Here is an 18712-nt window from a genome sequence, read left to right as displayed (position 1 = left end):
ACGTGATCACTAGGTTGATTCGTCGATTGCTTGCGTGGCTCCTCGCGCGGCTGAAGCAAGAGCGGCGACTAAGCGCAGATGCCGTGCGGAGCCGCGGCGTCAGAGCGGAATGCCCGCGGAACTCACGTCAGCGGGCAGCGCGACAGGCTCGACGAGCGCCGGCCCGTCGTTGCGGACATCATTGACGAGCGTCGACACGGGATATGCCTCCAGCCATCCAGGTGCTGCCGGTCGGAGCAGCGCCGCGATGTCCTGCAGAGTATCGAGCCGGGGGTCGAGCCAGCGATCCCAATCGTCCGGCGCGACGAAAGTCGGCATCCGATCGTGCAAGCGCCCGAGCTCGTCGGTGGCACGAGTGGTGATGACGACACAGGTCCAGAGCCATTCGCCGTCCGGATCAGTAGGGTCGCGCCAGAGTTCGTACAACCCGGCCATCGGCAAGATACCGCCGTCCCGCGGCCGAATGAAGAACGGCTGTTTTCGGGGACGACGCCCGCCGTCGCCCGCCAGGGGAAACCACTCGTAGTACCCGTCGGCCGGCAGAAGACAACGCCGGACGGCGAACGCGCGGCGGAACGCGGGCTTCTCCGCAATCGTCTCCGCTCGCGCATTGATGAGCCGATTCCCGATGCGCGGATCACGGGCCCAGGACGGTACAAGGCCCCAACGGAGGACACGCAGCTCCCGGCGCAGCTGCTCGCCGTTCTCTCGGCGCTCGAGGACGGCGTACACCGGATTGGTCGGGGCGATGTTGTACCGGGGCGGCAACGCCCGCTCGGCGACCACCTCGTCGACCTGAAAGGCAGCTGCGAGATCAGCCGGATCCCGGGTCGCGGCGTAACGTCCACACATGCCTTCATACTGCCCCAGCGCGTGCCGGCTCCCAACCGCCCGAGCGCGGGCGGGGACCCAACTGCGGGTGGCGTGCGTGTCCCAGCCCGCTACAACTGCCCCAGCGCGGGCGTGGACGGCAGTTGTTAGCATGATCAGAAAATGACCAACGACCCTTCAGGAAGCGTGCCGAGGTGACGACGACTGAGCTCACGGGTTGGCCTGCGCCAACCGCCTCCGGACGCGTTGACGCCGTCGTCCACCTCCCCGGCTCCAAGTCCATGACCAACCGGGCCCTCGTGCTCGCCGCATTGGCCGCCGAACCCACGGCAATCCGTGGCGGCCTGCGCGCCCGCGACACCGAGCTCATGATGGCCGGGTTGCGCTCCCTTGGCGTGGGCATCGATGACGCCGGTGACATGTGGCTGGTCAGTCCCGCGGAACTCCGCGGTCCCGCCGCCATCGACTGTGGCCTCGCCGGCACCGTGATGCGATTCCTCCTTGCCGCGGCGACCCTGGCGACCGGCGAGGTCTCTTTTGACGGCGATCCGCGGGCCAGGGAGCGGCCGCTGCGCCCGCTCCTCGACGCCCTGCGGCAACTCGGCGCCGAGCTCCGCGACACCGGCGGCCGGTTGCCGGTCACCGTTGTCGGCTCAGGGCACCTTCCCGGCGGTCACTGCGTCGTGGACGCCTCGGCGTCCAGCCAATTCGTCTCCGCACTCCTTCTCGTCGCACCGCGGGCGGACACCCCCGTCACGGTGGGCCACGTCGGCCGAACGCTTCCATCGGTGCCGCACATCACGATGACCGTCGCGATGCTCCGCGAACGCGGCGTCGAGGTCGCCGGCACGGACGGGAGCTGGCGGGTGCAGCCGGGCCCGATCCGCGGTGGAACCGTCCAGATCGAACCGGATCTGTCGAATGCCGCGCCGTTCCTTGCAGCCGCGTTGGTCACCGGCGGCCGCGTGCGGGTTCCCGATTGGCCGATGCGAACCACCCAGGCCGGCGACGCGCTCCGGGACCTTCTGACGGCCATGGGGGCGCGGTGCGAACTCGACGCGACGGGTCTGACCGTGACCGGTGGCCCGGTCATCCACGGCCTGGACGCCGACCTGCGTGACGTGAGCGAACTCGTCCCTACCCTCGCCGCACTGGCTGCGCTCGCCGACCGGCCGTCGACGTTCCGCGGCATCGGTCACATGCGCGGACACGAAACGGATCGGCTGGCCGCTCTCGCCGCCGAGCTCACCCGCCTCGGCGGCGACGTCACAGCGACCGACGACGGCCTGGTGATCCGCCCGCGACCGCTCCACGGCGGAGTCTTCCACAGTTACGGGGACCATCGGATGGCGACCACCGGCGCGGTCCTCGGACTCGTTATCCCGGGAATTGTTGTGGAGAACATCCAGACCGTGGCAAAGACAATGCCGACCTTTGTCGAGCTCTGGACTGGAATGCTCCGCTGAGCATGGCTCGACGGCTCGACCTCGTGGAAGAGGATGTCCGGACCCGCCCGGGGCCGGGTTCCCGCCCGCGCAGCCGGCTCCGACCGACCTACCCCGACGCCCGGCTCGGGCAGGTCGTCGCCGTCGACCGCGGACGATTCACCTGCGCGGTCGACGGACGGGATGTGATCGCCGTTCGTGCCAAGGAGCTGCGTCGTACGCCGGTCGTGGTCGGCGATTTCGTCGCTCTGGTTGGGGATTTGTCCGGCCGTCCGGATACGCTCGCGCGAATCGTCCGCGTCGACCCGCGGCGTACCGTGCTCCGCCGCAGCGCAGACGACACCGACCCCGAGGAACGGGTGATCGTCGCGAATGCCGACCAGCTGGCCGTCGTCTGCTCGGTCGCGAACCCAGCTCCGCAACCGCGGCTGGTCGACCGGTATCTCGTCGCTGCATTTGACGGCGGGCTGGACGTCGTCCTCGTCTTCAGCAAGGCGGATCTGGCAGATCCCCAGCCGCTCCTCGACATGTACCGGCCACTCGAGGTGCCCATGGTGGTCACGGCGAACCGGCAACCCGGTCCGGAGCTGCCCGAGCTGCTCCGCGATCGGATGACCGTGTTCGCGGGCGCCTCAGGAGTGGGCAAATCCACGCTGATCAACGCACTGGTACCCGGGGCCGGTCGTGCCACCGCCGAGGTCAACGAGGTCACCGGCAAGGGGCGCCACGTCACCACCTCGACCGTGGTCTTTGATCTACCCGGCGGCGGGCGGGTCGTGGACACACCCGGCGTGCGGTCCTTCGGTTTGGCGCATCTGGACGTCGAGCGGGTCGTCGCCGCCTTCCCCGACCTCGCGCCCGCAACCGTCGACTGTCCGCGCGACTGCGATCACCAACCGCATCCTGAGCTCGACCCGGAAGCCGCCCGATGCGCGCTCGACAGCTGGGTGGCCGCCGGCCACGCCGCCGCACAACGCCTGGAATCGCTGCGCCGGTTGCTCGCATCGTTGCAACACCGCGAGGCCGACCGATAAGGCAACACCGAAACCCGGACCGATCAGCGACCCGCGAGGCGGACCAATGCGAAAGCACCGAGAGGCGGACCGATGAGCGACCCAACAGCCGCGGACCTCGCGTTGGCTCTCCGGCTTGCCGACCTCGCCGATGAGATCAGCCTCAGCCGGTTCCAGGCAATGGATTTTCGGGTGGAGACCAAACCGGACCTCACCCCGGTGAGCGATGTCGACCTGTCGGTCGAACGCGAGGTACGCCGCGTGCTGGCCGCCGATCGGCCCGGCGATGCGGTGCTCGGCGAGGAATTCGGCGGCGAGCCGGTGGACGGTCGGGTGTGGGTCATCGATCCCATCGACGCCACGAAGAATTTCGTCCGCGGCGTGCCGATTTGGGCGACGCTCATTGCCCTGCTGGACGCCGGAGAACCGGTGATCGGCGTCGTCAGCGCACCAGCCCTTGCGTCGCGGTGGTGGGCCGGCCGCGGTCTTGGCAGCTGGACGGCACGACTGGGTGCGGCACCGCGGCGTAATCAGGTCTCTGCGGTCCGCAACCTCTCGGACGCGTCATTGTCGTACTCCGGGTTAGGCGGCTGGGGGACCCGAGTCTCTGACTTTCTCAACCTCACGAAGGCGGTCTGGCGCACGCGTGCGTACGGGGATTTCTTTTCGCACGTGTTGGTCGCCGAGGGCGCGGTCGATATTTCCGCCGAGCCGGAGGTGTCGCTCTGGGATACCGCAGCACTCGTCGTCATCGTGACCGAAGCGGGTGGGCGGGTGACCGGCGTTGACGGGGGCCCGAGCCCGGCGGCGTCCAGCATCCTCTGCACCAACGCGTGGCTGCACGACGCCGCCCTTTCTCACCTCGCGGGATCGGCGCGTCGCGGAGGCTGAGTCCGTCACAGGACGCACGTGGCGGCTGCGCCGGCCTTGCCGCGAACAACCGCTTGCCGAGCGGCGGGTCGCGGGTTCACGATGGTGGCACACCGAGGAGGTGGACCATGCGCGTCGCGGATGCAATGAACCCGCTGGTCCTTACGGTCGGCCCGAATCACACCCTGCGCGAAGTAGCCCGCCGGATGGCGGAGCGGAAAGTCGGCGCGGCGGTCGTCATCGACCCAGAGAACGGCATCGGCATCATCACCGAGCGCGACCTCCTGGAGTCGATCGCAGCGGGTGAGAATCCGGACGCCGAACCTGTCAGCGCTCACCTGACCCGCGAGCTGGTGTACGCCGCGCCCGACTGGGATCTGGACCAGGCTGCCACTGCGATGATTCGCGGCGGCTTCCGCCACCTCGTCGTGTTATCAGGTAACGAGGTCGTGGGTGTCCTTGCGATGCGGGACATCGTCCGATCCTGGGTGAGCACCGGGGTACGGTGACCGGCCACGCCGCGACATATCGCGGCACGATATACAAGGAAGCCTTCCTCTGGAGTTCATGACTGTCTCCGGTGCCGTACGGTTTTGCCGGTACGCCGGGCACGCGCCGTGCGCGGCCGGCCGCCCGTGCCATGTGCCAGTTTGTCGGTACGCCGGGCATGACCGGCATGTCCCGTCGCGGCTAGCTGTCTGGTACCGTGCCGGTTCGTGGGCGCGTCGGCGGTGCGCATTGCCGACACGGCACAGCGTTGATCCGCTGGACAATCGCTTGGCAAATGTCGCCCAGTTGCCGCACCTGCTCAGGGGTGAGGGCGTCAAAGAGGTGGGTGCGCACGCCCTCGACGTGGCCGGGTGCGGCCGCGGCGAGGGCGGCAAAACCGGCGTCGGTCAGAACGGCAATTTGGCAGCGCCGGTCCGCCGGCAGTGCCTCGCGGACCACCCAGCCGAGTCGCTCCAGTCGATTCACGGCGTGAGAGAGCCGGCTGGGCGAGGAGAGTGACCGCTCCGCAAGCTGGCTCATGCGCAGCCGGCGGCCCGGAGCCTCCGACAGATGGACGAGAACCTCGTAATACGCGTGCGGCATGCCGGCGTCCCGCTGCAGCTCCTGCTCGAGCCGCGCCCAGAGCAGCCGGTTCACGGCGAGAAAGAGCCGCCAGACGCGTTGTTCGTCGTCGGTGAGCCAGCGCGGTTCCGACCCGGCTGCTCCAGGGGACGCGCCGGCGGGTGTTCGGTGTCCGCCTTGAGCAACCGCGGGCCGCGAGTGTCCCCCGTCGCCGGGGCGAGCGCTGACCGTCCGTCCCCTCTCCGCCGGCCGAGGCGACACGGCAGCACCCAGCCTGGATGCGGCGGACTGAGGACTCATGGCGTTCATCGTACTGATCACACCGCTCACCGGACCGGAATAATTGTTGAACTCTCAAGCGTTATGCTCTCATGACAAGTAGTTGAGCGTTCAACCAACATGGAGGCGTCATGACGACAACCACGGTCGAGACCCTGCCCGGCTACATCGCGGGTACCTGGACCATTGATCCTGTCCACTCCGAAGTGGGCTTCACCGTCCGGCACATGATGGTCAGCAAAGTCCGCGGCCGGTTTACCAAGTTTGACGGGCAGATCATCACCGCAGAGAATCCGCTGGACTCGCAGGTGACCGCGACCATTGATGTCGCGTCGATCTCCACCGGTGACGAGAACCGTGACAACCACTTGCGGTCCAGCGACTTCCTCGACGTTGCGCATCATCCGACAATGACGTACCGCTCCACGGGTGTTCGCCGTGACGGCGACCGTTTCATCGTGGACGGTGAGCTGACCCTTCGCGGCGTCACCCGCGCCGTCCCGTTGGTCGTCGAGGTCAACGGCTTCGGTCCGGACGGATACGGCGGCACCCGGGCGGGCTTCTCGGCGACGGCGGAAATCAACCGGCGTGATTTCGGCGTGAATTGGAATGCCGCCCTCGACAACGGCGGCGTCGTCGTCGGTGACAAGGTCACCATCAATCTGGAAATTGAAGCCATCCTGCAAAAATAAGCGCGGTAATTCCGCCTCGGCGCCGTCACGTCAGCGGCGAGTGAGAAAGTCAAAAATTCGTTCCGCGTGCACGATTCCGGCGACGGTCCCGTCCTCGTGCACGCAGAGCACCGGATCGAACCGGTATGGCTGCGGGCGATCGAGACATTGTCGCGCCGCTTCAGTGATCGGAGTCGTCGCCGGGAGCTGCAGCGTAACGGGGACGGTCCGCGGCCGGCCGGCGTCGCTGTTAATCAACAGCGATGCCGGCCGGCCGTCGCCGTCCAGGCAGACAACGACGTCCGATGAACCCGGCGGTTCGGCCGCCTCCGGCGTCCGGATGGCCACCCGCTCCACCAATCGGACCAGTTGGCGGGAACCGAGAAGCTCCCGGGCTGCCACGCGAATGCGCGCCGTGGTCCGGGCGTCCAGCCCGCGCCAGTCGTCTACCGGATGACCAAGAAGAAAACCTTGCGCCAGCGGGACTTCCAGACTGACGAGGGTGCGGAGTTCCTCGGGAGTCTCGACACCCTCGGCCAGAAGCCAGGCGTCCAGCCGCCCGGCCAGGACACGCAGCATCTCGACACATGCCTTCTTCGCTTCGTCGCTGTCAATACCGCTGACCAATGAGCGGTCAATTTTCATGAGTTCCGGGCGAAGGGCGACGAGCCGTTGGAGTCCCGAATAGCCGGAACCGGCGTCGTCCATCGCAATCATGGCCCCGTGCTGCCGCAATTCCTCCAGCGCCTTGTGGGTCGCGGCGAGATCCAGGACGTGCTGCTGCTCGGTCAGCTCGACAAAAATGCCGGCGAGGTCTCCACCGTGCCGGAATTCGTCGAGAACGTCATCGGTCGTCAACGCCTGCGGGGACACGTTGACGGTGAGAAAGCAGTTCGGCGGCAGGTGAGACCGCGCCGCAAGGACCCGGCGCACGACTCGCCGTTCCAATTCGGCGGCGAGCCCGCCGGCCGCCGCGGCGGCGAACCAGACATCCGGCGCGACCGGAGGCGACACGGCGAAGCGAGCGAGCGCTTCGTACCCTGCGACCACCGCGCGATCGAGATCCACGATCGGCTGAAACACCAGGCGCGGCTGCTCGGGATCACGCAGCAACCCGGGGAGCAACCGCGCACAGGCTTCGATGCTCCCCTCGGCAGGCACGGCGCCGCGGGTCGCTTCCGTCGGCATCGACGCTCCCGCCCTGCGCTCAACTGTTCGGAGTCCTGTTCCTGACCTCTATCGGCGCCCGGTCGCCGCTTCCTCAGCTCTTGGGACGCACGGAATCCGACATCTCGCCATTACCGCGCCAAACCGGTCCCCCATGGATCCGTGTTCACCAGATCCGCGCGACATGAGCACCGCATTGGCGAATTGGCGATCAGCAGGGCATGATGATGCGATCTCGCGAACGAATCCAGCCGCACCTGGGTCGCGGACACCTATCGAGGGTGCGAGCCGACCGATGCCGTCTGTGATCGAGCTACGCCGCCGCGTGCGAGGAGAGCGCCGCCCGCAGGCCGAGAGCGTCAAGGAGCTCGGCAGCATCATCGCGATCACGCGCATGACCGCAGACGACAAGCGCTGCACGACGATACTGCTCAGGGGTCAATGAGATCATCGCTCCGACGTCCTGCTGGGTGTGCTCCACGACGACCTCCATTCCACAGGCTGGCGAAACCACACTGCCCTGCCCTGATTCTCCCCGATGGCCCAGACATTGCGACGCAGGCCCAGCATCCACCGGCCCCGATCCCATAGGCCGTCCGCACCACTGACGACGATCGCGACGTGTTCGCAGGGTGGGCCCCACGAGTCCGTGACGCGTCACCGTTCGCCGACTGCTGTTGGCCGTCGAACGACCGGATCGACGCACGCGACCCGATCGGCGATCGAACGCGCTAAGCAGCGCTGACGATCCCGGTGCTGCCGACGTCCGCGGTACCGCCTGGGTCCGGCCTCCCGGGGCCAGACCGCCCGCAGCCGGAGAACCGTCCGGCCTCCCGGGGCCAGACCGCCCGCAGCCGGAGAACCGTCCGGCCTCCCAGGGCCAGACCGCCCGCAGCCGGAGAACCGTAAAAGTTTATGGATCTCTGCCCAATATCGGGGTAATAGTGATGCTGGGGACACAAATCCAGCGCCGCTCCAGATCACATTAGGCGAGGTGAGGATCATGGAAGCGAGCAATGCGCGGACAGCGGAGCCCTATCCGCGAGCCGAAAACCCCATGACATCCAGTGCGCAGCTGGTCTATCCCGATGACCAAACCGGGTGGCTGGCGCGCACTCGCGTCACGCTGAGTCCGATGGCCGCACCCTCCATCCTCGGTTTCTTCGGCCTGTTCGTGGCCGCCGTGATGGTGGGAGCGTGGCAAGCGGGATGGTACGGAACGGACGCCACACCCGCCGTCCTGTGGCCGCTCGTCATGCTCTTCGGCGGGTTGGCCCAGCTCGTCGCGGGATTCGCCGCCCTGCGCGCCCGGGACGCCGTCGCCGTCGCGCTGCACGGCACCTGGGGAGCCTTCTGGCTCGCCTGGGGTGTTCTGCAAATCCTGGTGGCGACCGGTGTGAATTCGGCGATCGCCATCGGCAGCGCTGACACCGGACTCGCGTTCTGGTTCCTGGCGGTCGGCGCCGTCACCCTGCTCACCGCCCTTGCCGCCATCCCGTACCACCTCGGGTTCGCCGCGGTGGCATGGACGCTCACCGCAGCCGCCGGCCTGAGCGCGGCGGGATTCTGGGCAGGCGATCTGAACACCACGCGCGCCGGTGGGGTGCTCTTCGTCATCGCCGCCGCAATTGCCTGGTTGGTGGCGGGCGCGATGGTCTTCGAAGGCGCAACCGGCCGGACCGTACTGCCCAGTGGGCGGCTTGCGAAGGGGGCGAGCATTCCCGGCCGCTCAGCCATTCAGCCGCTTGAGTTCAGCGCGGGCGAACCAGGTGTGCGGATAGGGCAATAGCCGAAGAACATCCGATCAGTCTCGACCGGGAACCCGATCGCGGCTGGGTACCCGCCCACGGGCGCCCAGCCGCGATTCCTATTCGGCCGCGCGGCAGCGGTCACGCACACGTCGCGCTTTCTCTGTCTCAGCGCACGGACGTCGTCTCAGCGCACGGACGTCGTCTCAGCACGCGGACGCCTTCGTCGTTTCACGGCGGCGACGTTCCACGCGCCGGTTGAGGAAGACGAACACGACGAGAGCGCCAAGCAGCGCGGCACCGACGAGACCGACGTTCCCGATGATGGAGACCGGTTTGCTGGTACACGGTGTACTGGCGGAGGAGAAGGTTACGGTGTGACCGGCGGTCCCTAATTGCCAGAGCAGGGTGTACTGCCACTGCTGTGACCACGTAATCGTGAAATACGTCGTCGACGTTCCGGGCGGGTACAGCGCCGGCTGACCCCAGTTGTTGGGGTCGCCCTTCTTGCCGTAGAAGGAATTCACATAGCTGCCCGGTTGCAGCTCGAGCGTGTACGACGACGGGTTCACATAGCCAAGCGCCGCGGTGTACGTGCCATCGCCGTTGTTCCACACACAGGCAAATGTCGGCGTGATGTCGGCACAGGCGGTGCCGGATGCCGCACGCTGCTGCCAGTCCAGGCAATCGATCACCGACCCTGGGGAGGCACTCGGCGCTGCGACAGCGATGGATGGCAAACCGACCAAACCCAGGATGGACGCGCAACCCACGGCCAGGCCGACGGCGATTCGCCGCCACCACGTCGCCGAACGCCTCACATCCACCTCCCTTTCGTTGAGGCCGGCTGCCCCTCGCTCCCGAGGCGGCCGCTCTCGACAGCCCGGACCACTGTGACTCCTGCGGTCAAGCATGAGTCACCTCGTCGTCTTCTTCGGCGCGAAATGCCACCGGCTCAACACCCAAACGCCCGGCGTGCCTCATCCGTTCGGATGAGCCCAACTCCGCCGCCGACAGAGATGGCAGCGGCTGAAACACGTCGGCCGCCAGGCTGATTCGGCAGTCAGACTCGTGCGGCCCGCTCCGGACCGCCGCTATCCGCACTCACCGGGACCAATGTCCGACGGGCTCACAAACGACCGCCGAGACGAGCCCGCTATCCGCACTCACCGGGACCAATTCCTTCACGACGTCAGGACCTTCGTCCGCAGATGACACACCGCTGCCCTCACTAGCGTGGAGACACAACGAGCGAGGAGGCCAGGGCCATGACGAAGAAAATGTCTCTCGTGGTTTTCTCCGGCACAGCCGACCGGCTGCAGGCCGCCGCAACAATAGCGGCGGGGGAGGCGGCGATGGGTGTCGAAACCCACATCTTCTTGACGTTCTGGGGCTTGACCGCCCTCCGCACAAGCGAACTCGGGAACCCACGACCGTTGCCTGCAGAATACGGCGCCCAAACCGAGGCACTACGTACATTGATGCAGGAGAAAAACGTTCCTCCCTGGCATGAGGTCCTCCGGCAGGCATCGGATATAGGCGACGTGCACGTGCACGCGTGTGCAATGACGGCAGATCTCATGGGAATCGGCAAGGAAGACCTCGATCCGATGGTCGAGGACGTCATCGGCGTCGGCCGGTTCATTGAACTCGCCGACGACGGCCAAATCCTGTTCATCTGACGATGAACTTCCACGGTTCTCACATAATGACGGGAGGTCAATGATGTCTGTCACCGCTGACAAGGAAATCGACGCGAGGGGTTCCTTCTGCCCGGGTCCGCTCATGGAGATGATCCATGCGATTCGTGACGCCCAGGTCGGCGACGTCGTCGCCGTACTCAGCAAGGATCCCGGATCCCGGACCGACATCCCTGCCTGGGTGACAAAGGCAAAGCACGAACTGCTCGCCATCGAGGATCACGGCGACTATGCCCGCTTCGTGGTCCGCAAGGCACGGTAAGGCGGGATAGTGGTGGACACCCGACATCGACCCCGCATCGTCGTGCTCGGCGGCGGCGTCGGCGGGACGCTGACCGCCAACCTTCTCGCCCGGCGTCTCGGCACCCGCGCCCAGGTGACACTCGTCGACCGAACCGGGCTGCACATCTACCAGCCGAGCTTCCTTTACGCGGCATTCCGTCCACTGCCGACGCGCTCCCTTGGGCGCGACCTCCGATCGCTGCTGCGACGAGACATCCGCCTTGTCGTCGACGAGGTGACCACCATCGACCCCGCCAGTCGAACGGCCGGATTGCGCCACGGGCAGAACCTGGAGTACGACTTTCTTGTCATCGCACTCGGTTCCCAGCTCGCCCCCGAACGCATCCCAGGACTCGCCGAGGGCAGCCACAACTTCTACTCGCTTGCCGGAGCTCAGCGTCTCCATACTGCGTTGCACGAGTTCTCCGGGGGCACCGTGCTCGTTGGCGTTGCTGGAATTCCGTACAAATGTCCGCCGGCGCCCATCGAATTCACCTTCCTGCTCGACGATTACCTTCGCCGGCGCGGTTTGCGATCGGCGACCACGATCCGTTTTCTTTCCCCGCTCAACCGTGCCTTCACCATCGCCTCCGCCTCCCGCATGATCGAGCCGATCTTCGAGGAGCGCCGCATCGAGCTGCACACCTTCGTCAACGTCGCGGCCGTCGACCCGGAAAAGCACATCGTCACTACCCTGGAAGACGAGACCTACGACTACGATCTCGCGGTCATCGTTCCACCACACACAACGCCGGCCGTCCTGCGAAATGCAGGCCTCACCGACGGCGACTGGGTACCGGTGGACCGGCAGACGTTGGCCGTCCGAGGGCAAGAGAACGTCTACGCGATTGGCGACTGCACCGACCTGCCGATCAGCAAGGCCGGTTCGACGGCACACTTCGAAGCCAGGGTCGTCGCCGAACGCATCACCGCCGCAGTCGAACAGCGGCCCGTCGACCCAACACGCGGCACGTACCACGGAAAGGTCATGTGCTTCCTGGAAACCGGCGGCGGTAAGGCGACGTACTTAGTCTTCGATTACGACCACGAACCCAGGCCGCCGCAGCCGTCACGTATCTGGCACCTGGGCAAAGCCGTGCTCAACCAGGCCTACTGGGTGACGGTACCGCAGGGGCGCCTCTAAAGGGCGAGTCGTCCCTGACCAAAGGTGGTCGAAAGCACTGCCCACGGCGGATATCACAGTTGTCGCACGCTGTCAGCTCTCGGCGCTTTCGGACACCCGCCGCAGACCCCGCCGACAGCGGCACGATCGCCGCACGGTCTCAGAACCTAACGCTGGAAGAATAGACGAACGTCCTCGGCGATCTGCCGATCCTCCTGGGCTGCAACAACGAGCGTGCGCACTCTCGCCCCTGACGCGGAGATCTCCTCGTCCGGCACCGCCCGCTGGTTCCGCTCCGGATCGATGCTGATGCCGAGAAACTCCAATCCGTCGGCGGCACCGGCGCGAATCTGTGGGGCGTTCTCCCCCACCCCACCGGTGAAAATACAGACGTCGATACCGCCCATCGCTGCGGCCATTGCAGCGATTCCCTTGCGCAGCCGGTGAAGGTAGACAGTACGCGCCAACCGCGCCTGCTCATCATCGCGGGCGAGAATCTCCCGCATATCAGCGGTACCGGCAAGACCGAGAAGACCCGAGCGGCTGGCGAGCGCCGCTGCCACGTCCGGCTCACGCTCAGCAAGCCAGAGGACCAGCCCCGGGTCGACATCACCGGAGCGGGTGGCCATCACCAATCCTTCGAGCGGCGTGAAACCCATGGTTGTGTCAACGGAAATCCCGTCGCAGACGGCCGCCAGTGACGCACCGCTGCCGAGGTGACACGTGACCACCCGCCGCGCACCGGGGCACCACTCACGCGCCCGCCGAGCTGCCCACGCATGCGAGAAGCCATGAAAGCCGTATCGGCGGATGTGATAACGCTCGTTCCACTCCGCAGGCAGCGCGTACGTCGCCGCTTCCGGCGGAAGGGTCGCATGAAAAGCGCTGTCAAAACACGCGACGTGGGGCACCTGCGGCAACCGGCTCTGCAGCATGTCAAGAACCTCAAGCGCCCGGCCTTGGTGCAGAGGCGCGAGCTCGGCCGCCGCCTCCAGCGCGGTCCGCACCTGGTTGTCGATCAACGCCACCGGGCCGAGTCGCTCGCCTCCATGTACGAATCGATGAGCGACCGCGTCGACATCAGGGAGTGGGACATCGAGGCTCGACCAACGGTCGGTCACGGCGCCGTCGACAACCAGGCTGACTTTCGTGCTGCTCGAGCCGGTATTGACGACAAGCACCCTCCGGACGTCGCCTACCACGGCCACACCCAGTTCTTGACGTCCGGATGGTCGTCACCCACGTCCCGGGTGTAACGCCGTTTCGCCAGACGTTCATCGGCCATGCGCTGTCGAATGTGATAGGCACGGGTGCCCAGGCTCGGTACCCGATCGATGACATCCATCACCAAGTGATAGCGATCGATGTCGTTGAGCATGGCCATGTCGAAGGGCGTGGTCGTCGTCCCCTCTTCCTTGTAGCCGCGCACGTGAATGTTCTTGTGGTTCGTCCTGCGGTAGGTGAGCCGATGGATGAGCCATGGGTAACCGTGGAAGGCAAAGATGACCGGCTTGTCGGTGGTGAACAACGCGTCGAACTCTGCGTCAGTCAGCCCGTGCGGGTGCTCGCTGCTCGGCTGCAGCCGCATAAGGTCAACGACATTGATGAAGCGGACCCGTAAATCCGGGAAGAATTCCCGCAGCAGTGCGGTGGCTGCTAAAGCCTCAAGCGTGGGCACGTCACCTGCCGCGGCCATGACGACGTCCGGTTCCCCTCTGCCGTCGTCACCCATGTCGTTGCTGGCCCAGCTCCACACGCCGATTCCCCGGGTGCAATGTGCGATGGCGTCCGGCATGGAAAGGTAGTTGAGCGCCGGCTGCTTGCCCGCGATGACGACGTTGACGTAATTCCTCGTCCGCAGGCAATGATCCATCACTGAGAGCAGCGTGTTCGTGTCGGGCGGCAGATAGACCCGGATGACTTCAGCCTTCTTGTTGACGACCAAGTCGATGAAGCCCGGATCCTGGTGCGAGAAGCCGTTGTGATCCTGCCGCCACACGTGGCTCGAGAGGAGATAGTTCAGGCTCGCGATCGGACGCCGCCAGGGGAGGCTGCGGGTCACCTTGAGCCACTTCGCATGCTGATTGAACATCGAATCAACGATGTGGATGAACGCTTCATAGGAATTGAATAGCCCATGACGGCCGGTGAGGAGATACCCTTCAAGCCAACCCTGGCAGAGGTGCTCGGAGAGCACCTCCATAACCCGTCCGTCGGGCGCAATGTGATCGTCGGTCGGCAGAATGTCCGCGTTGAGCATGCGGTTCTCGACGTCGAAAACGGCGTCGAGACGGTTCGACGCCGTCTCATCCGGACCAAAGATCCGGAAATTCCGACTCTCCGCGTTGAGGGCAAGCACGTCGCGCAGGTAGCGGCCGAGCACCCGAGTCGCCTCGCTAGTCGTCGTCGCCGGCTTTTCCACCGGAACGGCATATGCGGTGAAATCAGGGAGGAAGAGGTCACGGAGCAAGACACCGCCGTTCGCATGCGGATTGGCACTCATCCGGCGGGCTCCCCGCGGCGCGAGGTCGGTGAGTTCAGGTCGGACGGCGCCGTGGGCGTCGAAGAGCTCTTCCGGTCGGTAGCTGCGCATCCATGCTTCAAGCATTGCGAGATGCTCGGCGTTACCGCGGGGATCGGTAAGAGGTATCTGGTGCGAGCGGAAACTGCCCTCGACCGGGCGGCCGTCAACCTCGCAGGGACCGGTCCACCCCTTGGGTGTTTCGAGAATAATCATCGGCCAGGTGGGCCGGCCGGGAACGCCGCTGCGCGCACGCCGCTGGATCTCCCGGATGTCGTCCAGCGCCTCCTCGAGGGTCCGGGCCATCAACTGGTGCATGGCCGCCGGATCGTCGCCGGCCACCAGCAGCGGGCGATAACCATAGCCCTCAAAGAGGGCGAGCAGTTCCGAACGCGGTATCCGGCCGAGAACGGTCGGCCCGGCTATTTTGTAGCCGTTGAGATGCAGGATCGGCAGCACCGCACCGTCGTGCCGCGGATTGAGAAACTTGTTGGAGTGCCAGCTCGTGGCCAGCGGCCCGGTCTCCGCTTCACCGTCGCCGACGACGCAGACGGCGAGCAGGTCGGGATTGTCGAACACCGCGCCGAAAGCGTGCGCCAGGCTGTACCCTAATTCGCCGCCCTCATGGATGGACCCGGGCGTCTCCGGCGCCGCGTGACTCGGGATACCGCCCGGGAAAGAGAACTGCCGGAAGAGCCGGCGCAATCCTTCTTCGTCCCGCGTGATGGACGGGTAGATTTCGCTGTACGTCCCTTCGAGATACGCCTGCGCAACCGGAGCCGGGCCGCCGTGTCCCGGCCCGGTAATGAAAATGGCGTTCCAATCGTCACGGCGAATGAAGCGGTTCATGTGCGTGTAGATGAAGTTGAGGCCGGGCGTGGTCCCCCAGTGGCCGAGCAGCCGCGGCTTGATGTGTTCCGGACGCAGCGGTTCGCGCAGGAGCGGATTGTCCAGCAGGTAGAGTTGGCCGACACATAAGTAATTCGCGGCCCGCCAGTACGCGTCGATGGCAGCGAGTTCTTGATCGGAGAGCACGGCATCACCAGGGCCGGCGGTCGGTTCGGTCATATCGACTCCTCTCTGGGCGCGGACAGCTCCACGATCGCACAGTATCCGCGGCTCCGGCCGGTTCACTGGGACTTTCGGCCCGGTTCGCCGGGTCTTCCGCTGCCTGTCCACGCATCCGCTCCCGGGGTACCGTCGAGTCGGCACGGAGGGAGTACCGCGATGACGGCATCGACGGAGGAACAACGCATCCACGGCGGAGTGCGGTCCGAGGAAGTCCACATCGACGCCCTGTTGACCGACGCAGGGATTGTGCACATCCGCTCGGTGCGTCCGACGGACGCGTCGGCGCTGCGTGACATGTACGCGAGTGTCTCCGACGACACGATTTACATGCGTTTCTTCACCATGTCGCGCGCCAGCGTCGAAGAAGACATCGCCGCTTTGTGCCGCCCGCCCGACGACCGTCATTTCGTGCTCGTCGCCGAACTGGGGGGACGCATCATCGGGCTGGCAACCTACGAAACTCTCGACTGGGACAGGACACGAGCCGAAGTCGCCTTCCTTGTCGAGGATACGCAGCGCGGCCGCGGCGTCGGCACACTGCTCTTTGAACATTTGGCTGCCCTGGCGTTACAGAACGGCGTCAAGACGTTCATCGCCGAAGTCCTCCCCGAGAACAATCCCATGCTGCGGATGCTCCGCGATATCGGTCTCCCCCGCAAGGCACGAAGCCTCGAGGGAGTGGTGCATTTCGAAATCCCGCTCACCATGGACGAGACCTACCGCGCGGCGGTGGACCGGCGCGAAGCCGCCGCCAATGCCCGATCGCTCGCCCGTGTCCTGTCGCCCAAGGTGGTTGCCGTGGTCGGAGCCGGCGCGAACCCGCAAGGGCTCGGCCACCAGATCCTCGTCAACATCGTGCAGGGCGGCTATCGCGGTGAGGTGTTCGCCATCAACCGATCGGGACACCGCGTCGCCGGCGTGCCTGCGTATGCGTCTCTCGCTGACCTGCCGGCGTCGCCCGACGTGGTCATTGTCGCGGTTCCGGCCGCTGAGGTTCTCGCCGTCGCCCGCCAGGCGGCGCAGCGTCACCCCGCCGGCCTGGTCGTCATCAGCGCCGGCTTCGCGGAAGCGGGTGCCGAGGGTGCCGAACGGCAACGGGAACTGCTCGCCATCTGCCGCGCTGCAGGGATGCGGTTGATCGGCCCCAACTGCATGGGAATTGCCAATATCGACCCGGAAATTTCCCTCAATGCCACCTTCTGCGCCACCATGCCCCCGCCCGGCGGCATCAGCCTCATGTCGCAATCCGGGGCTGTTGGAATCGCCGCGCTCAACCACGCCGCGCGGTCGGGCGTCGGTCTCGCGACGTTCATTTCGGCCGGCAACAAAGCCGACGTTTCAGGAAACGACGTCCTCTGCGCGTGGGAGAGCGATCCCCGCACCCGGGTGTGCGCCCTCTACCTCGAGTCATTCGGCAATCCGCGCAAGTTCGCCCGGATAGCCCGGCGGGTGGGCAAGGCCAAGCCGATCGTCGCGGTCAAGGCGGGCCGGACCCTCGCCGGAATCCGTGGAGCCGCGTCGCATACTGCGGCCGCGGCAACGCCTGACGTCGTCGTCGACAGCCTCTTTGCACAAGCCGGTGTGACGCGGGTCGATTCGTTAGAGGATCTCTTCAACGTCGCGACCTTCTTCGACGTCGCTCCCCTCCCGGCCGGCCGCCGGGTCGCCATCGTCGGTAACAGTGGCGGGCCAGGCGTCCTCGCCGCCGACGCATGCGAGGCAGCGGGACTCGAGGTCATCCAGCTTGGGGAGCGAACCCGGACCCTGCTCCGGTCACTGCTCCCCGAAGGCGCGGCGGTGGACAATCCGGTAGACGTCGTCGCCTCCACGGAGACACGTGTTTTTGAAGCCGCCCTCCGAATCGTTGCTCATGATCCTGAGGTTGACGCCGTCGTCGTCGTGTTCACCGAAATCCGGCCCGGTTCCATCCCTGAAACGGCGAAAGCGATCGCCAAGGTGTCCCGCGAATACTCCGGAAAGCCCTTCGTCGCCTGCCTGCTCGGTCATCCCGGGATACCCGACGAACTCACCGACGGGTCAGGACGCTTGCTGGTTCCCGTGTACGCCTTCCCCGAGCCAGCGGTCCGCGCGCTCGCCGCGGCGGAGCGGTACGCGCGGTGGCGGCGGCGCCGTCCGGGAACCTTCCCGCACTTCGAGGACCTTGATCGAGAGTCGGCGGCGGCGCTCGTCGCCGCGACGCTGGCTGAACATCCCGAAGGCACCTGGTTGGACACGCCCGCCGCCGTCCAGCTCCTTACGGCGTATGGCATCACACTCGCTCCCACCGTCGCCGCGAAGAGCAGCGCGGAGGCCGTCGCGGCGGCTGAGCGCATCGGCTACCCGGTCGTGCTCAAACCCGCGGCGGGATCGTTCGTGCACAAGACTGAGCTCCACGCGGTGAAGCTCAACCTCACCTCCGCGGAGGACGTCGCCGCCGCATTCGCCGACATCGCAAGCCGGCTGGACCTCGGTGACACCGGGGTCGTCGTCCAGCCGATGCTCCGCGGCGGGGTGGAAGCCGCGCTCGGTGTCGTCACCGATCGCACGTTCGGGCCAGTGGTGATGGTCGGCCTGGGCGGCGTGGCGAGCGACCTGCTTGCCGACCGGGCGTTCCGCCTGCCGCCGCTCACTGTCGAAGAAGCCGACGAACAGATCCGGTCGCTCCGCACCGCGCCGCTGCTGTTCGGCTACCGGAATGCGCCGCCGACAAAAGTCGAGGCACTCCGGGACATGCTCCTGCGACTGGCGGAGCTCGCTAGCGCCCTGCCGGAAATCGCCGAGTTGGATCTCAATCCCGTGCTCGTCTCCCCAGACGGTGCCGTCGCCCTCGACGCCAAGGTGCGTCTCGCGCCAGCGCCACACGACGACCCGTTGGTACGCCGGCTGCGTTAGCCGCAAAAAATCCCTACCACGTCTGGCA

17 protein-coding genes are annotated in these 18712 nt (G+C 66.3%); 10 read left to right on the top strand and 7 right to left on the bottom strand.

Annotation, left to right across the window (positions count from 1 at the left end; all coding sequences use genetic code 11):
* Positions 1-99: 99 nt before the first annotated feature.
* Positions 100-852 (bottom strand): SOS response-associated peptidase, encoded by a 753-nt coding sequence (locus ACEL_RS02760; protein WP_011719372.1) that lies wholly within the window; start codon positions 850-852, stop codon positions 100-102.
* Positions 853-1025: 173 nt separating this feature from the next.
* Here ACEL_RS02760 and aroA point away from each other — a divergent pair, with 173 nt between their 5' ends.
* The 4 genes from aroA (at position 1026) to ACEL_RS02740 (ending at position 4668) form a co-directional block, all read left to right on the top strand.
* Positions 1026-2297, top strand: a complete 1272-nt coding sequence (gene aroA, locus ACEL_RS02755; protein ID WP_011719371.1) for a 3-phosphoshikimate 1-carboxyvinyltransferase — start codon at positions 1026-1028, stop codon at positions 2295-2297.
* A gap of 2 nt (positions 2298-2299) precedes the next feature.
* A complete protein-coding gene (gene rsgA, locus ACEL_RS02750; protein WP_011719370.1) occupies positions 2300-3310 on the top strand; it encodes a ribosome small subunit-dependent GTPase A in 1011 nt (336 codons plus the stop codon).
* Positions 3311-3382: 72 nt separating this feature from the next.
* Positions 3383-4180, top strand: a complete 798-nt coding sequence (locus ACEL_RS02745) for an inositol monophosphatase family protein (protein WP_011719369.1) — start codon at positions 3383-3385, stop codon at positions 4178-4180.
* 107 nt (positions 4181-4287) lie between these two features.
* Positions 4288-4668, top strand: coding sequence for a CBS domain-containing protein (locus tag ACEL_RS02740; protein WP_011719368.1), 381 nt, complete (start codon positions 4288-4290; stop codon positions 4666-4668).
* A 181-nt stretch (positions 4669-4849) separates the two neighbouring features.
* Here ACEL_RS02740 and ACEL_RS11870 read toward each other — a convergent pair whose 3' ends face one another.
* Complete coding sequence (locus ACEL_RS11870) at positions 4850-5305, bottom strand: MarR family winged helix-turn-helix transcriptional regulator (RefSeq protein WP_420794986.1); 456 nt, start codon at positions 5303-5305, stop codon at positions 4850-4852.
* Between the two features lie 335 nt (positions 5306-5640).
* On the opposite strand from ACEL_RS11870, the gene ACEL_RS02730 reads away from it, so the two are divergent.
* A complete protein-coding gene (locus tag ACEL_RS02730) occupies positions 5641-6201 on the top strand; it encodes a YceI family protein (protein ID WP_011719366.1) in 561 nt (186 codons plus the stop codon).
* Between the two features lie 30 nt (positions 6202-6231).
* On the opposite strand, the gene ACEL_RS02725 is transcribed toward ACEL_RS02730, so the two are convergent.
* Together ACEL_RS02725 and ACEL_RS12210 are read right to left on the bottom strand one after the other, a co-directional pair.
* Positions 6232-7368 carry an EAL domain-containing protein gene (locus tag ACEL_RS02725; RefSeq protein WP_011719365.1) on the bottom strand — a complete coding sequence of 379 codons (1137 nt, stop codon included), beginning with the start codon at positions 7366-7368 and terminating at the stop codon, positions 6232-6234.
* A 292-nt stretch (positions 7369-7660) separates the two neighbouring features.
* Positions 7661-7828, bottom strand: a complete 168-nt coding sequence (locus ACEL_RS12210) for a hypothetical protein (protein ID WP_169303179.1) — start codon at positions 7826-7828, stop codon at positions 7661-7663.
* 522 nt (positions 7829-8350) lie between these two features.
* Here ACEL_RS12210 and ACEL_RS02715 point away from each other — a divergent pair.
* Positions 8351-9136: an acetate uptake transporter family protein gene (locus tag ACEL_RS02715; RefSeq protein ID WP_011719363.1), complete on the top strand. Its 786-nt coding sequence runs from the start codon at positions 8351-8353 to the stop codon at positions 9134-9136.
* 165 nt (positions 9137-9301) lie between these two features.
* Here the strand turns inward: ACEL_RS02715 and ACEL_RS02710 are convergent, their stop codons facing one another.
* Positions 9302-9922 (bottom strand): hypothetical protein, encoded by a 621-nt coding sequence (locus ACEL_RS02710; protein ID WP_041834899.1) that lies wholly within the window; start codon positions 9920-9922, stop codon positions 9302-9304.
* Between the two features lie 441 nt (positions 9923-10363).
* On the opposite strand from ACEL_RS02710, the gene ACEL_RS02705 reads away from it, so the two are divergent.
* The 3 genes from ACEL_RS02705 to ACEL_RS02695 are packed head-to-tail and all read left to right on the top strand — an operon-like array spanning position 10364 to position 12221.
* Positions 10364-10777 (top strand): DsrE/DsrF/DrsH-like family protein, encoded by a 414-nt coding sequence (locus tag ACEL_RS02705; protein WP_011719361.1) that lies wholly within the window; start codon positions 10364-10366, stop codon positions 10775-10777.
* 43 nt (positions 10778-10820) lie between these two features.
* Positions 10821-11057, top strand: coding sequence for a sulfurtransferase TusA family protein (locus ACEL_RS02700; RefSeq protein ID WP_011719360.1), 237 nt, complete (start codon positions 10821-10823; stop codon positions 11055-11057).
* A gap of 9 nt (positions 11058-11066) precedes the next feature.
* Positions 11067-12221, top strand: a complete 1155-nt coding sequence (locus ACEL_RS02695; RefSeq protein WP_202943399.1) for an NAD(P)/FAD-dependent oxidoreductase — start codon at positions 11067-11069, stop codon at positions 12219-12221.
* A 146-nt stretch (positions 12222-12367) separates the two neighbouring features.
* On the opposite strand, the gene ACEL_RS02690 is transcribed toward ACEL_RS02695, so the two are convergent.
* Positions 12368-13402, bottom strand: a complete 1035-nt coding sequence (locus tag ACEL_RS02690; RefSeq protein WP_011719358.1) for an acetate/propionate family kinase — start codon at positions 13400-13402, stop codon at positions 12368-12370.
* The gene (locus tag ACEL_RS02685; RefSeq protein ID WP_011719357.1) at positions 13396-15789 is read right to left on the bottom strand and encodes a phosphoketolase family protein; all 2394 of its coding nucleotides are present in this window, start codon (positions 15787-15789) and stop codon (positions 13396-13398) included. Before ACEL_RS02685 ends, ACEL_RS02690 begins: the two co-directional genes overlap by 7 nt.
* 159 nt (positions 15790-15948) lie before the next feature.
* On the opposite strand from ACEL_RS02685, the gene ACEL_RS02680 reads away from it, so the two are divergent.
* Complete coding sequence (locus ACEL_RS02680) at positions 15949-18684, top strand: bifunctional acetate--CoA ligase family protein/GNAT family N-acetyltransferase (protein ID WP_011719356.1); 2736 nt, start codon at positions 15949-15951, stop codon at positions 18682-18684.
* The last annotated feature ends 28 nt before the right edge of the window (positions 18685-18712 follow it).

It is taken from the genome of Acidothermus cellulolyticus 11B (assembly GCF_000015025.1).
GTDB classification, from domain to species: domain Bacteria; phylum Actinomycetota; class Actinomycetes; order Acidothermales; family Acidothermaceae; genus Acidothermus; species Acidothermus cellulolyticus.
This window is presented reverse-complemented; position numbering and strand designations above follow the sequence as displayed.

What these genes read in the sequence shown, in the direction of transcription:
- ACEL_RS02725 (WP_011719365.1), bottom strand. Translation starts at nt 7,368, where the DNA reads ATGCCGACGGAAGCGACCCGCGGCGCCGTGCCTGCCGAGGGGAGCATC.
- ACEL_RS02740 (WP_011719368.1), top strand. Translation starts at nt 4,288, where the DNA reads ATGCGCGTCGCGGATGCAATGAACCCGCTGGTCCTTACGGTCGGCCCG.
- rsgA (WP_011719370.1), top strand. Translation starts at nt 2,300, where the DNA reads ATGGCTCGACGGCTCGACCTCGTGGAAGAGGATGTCCGGACCCGCCCG.
- ACEL_RS02700 (WP_011719360.1), top strand. Translation starts at nt 10,821, where the DNA reads ATGTCTGTCACCGCTGACAAGGAAATCGACGCGAGGGGTTCCTTCTGC.
- ACEL_RS02680 (WP_011719356.1), top strand. Translation starts at nt 15,949, where the DNA reads ATGACGGCATCGACGGAGGAACAACGCATCCACGGCGGAGTGCGGTCC.
- ACEL_RS02730 (WP_011719366.1), top strand. Translation starts at nt 5,641, where the DNA reads ATGACGACAACCACGGTCGAGACCCTGCCCGGCTACATCGCGGGTACC.
- ACEL_RS02715 (WP_011719363.1), top strand. Translation starts at nt 8,351, where the DNA reads ATGGAAGCGAGCAATGCGCGGACAGCGGAGCCCTATCCGCGAGCCGAA.
- ACEL_RS02760 (WP_011719372.1), bottom strand. Translation starts at nt 852, where the DNA reads ATGTGTGGACGTTACGCCGCGACCCGGGATCCGGCTGATCTCGCAGCT.
- ACEL_RS02705 (WP_011719361.1), top strand. Translation starts at nt 10,364, where the DNA reads ATGACGAAGAAAATGTCTCTCGTGGTTTTCTCCGGCACAGCCGACCGG.
- ACEL_RS02685 (WP_011719357.1), bottom strand. Translation starts at nt 15,789, where the DNA reads ATGACCGAACCGACCGCCGGCCCTGGTGATGCCGTGCTCTCCGATCAA.
- ACEL_RS02745 (WP_011719369.1), top strand. Translation starts at nt 3,383, where the DNA reads ATGAGCGACCCAACAGCCGCGGACCTCGCGTTGGCTCTCCGGCTTGCC.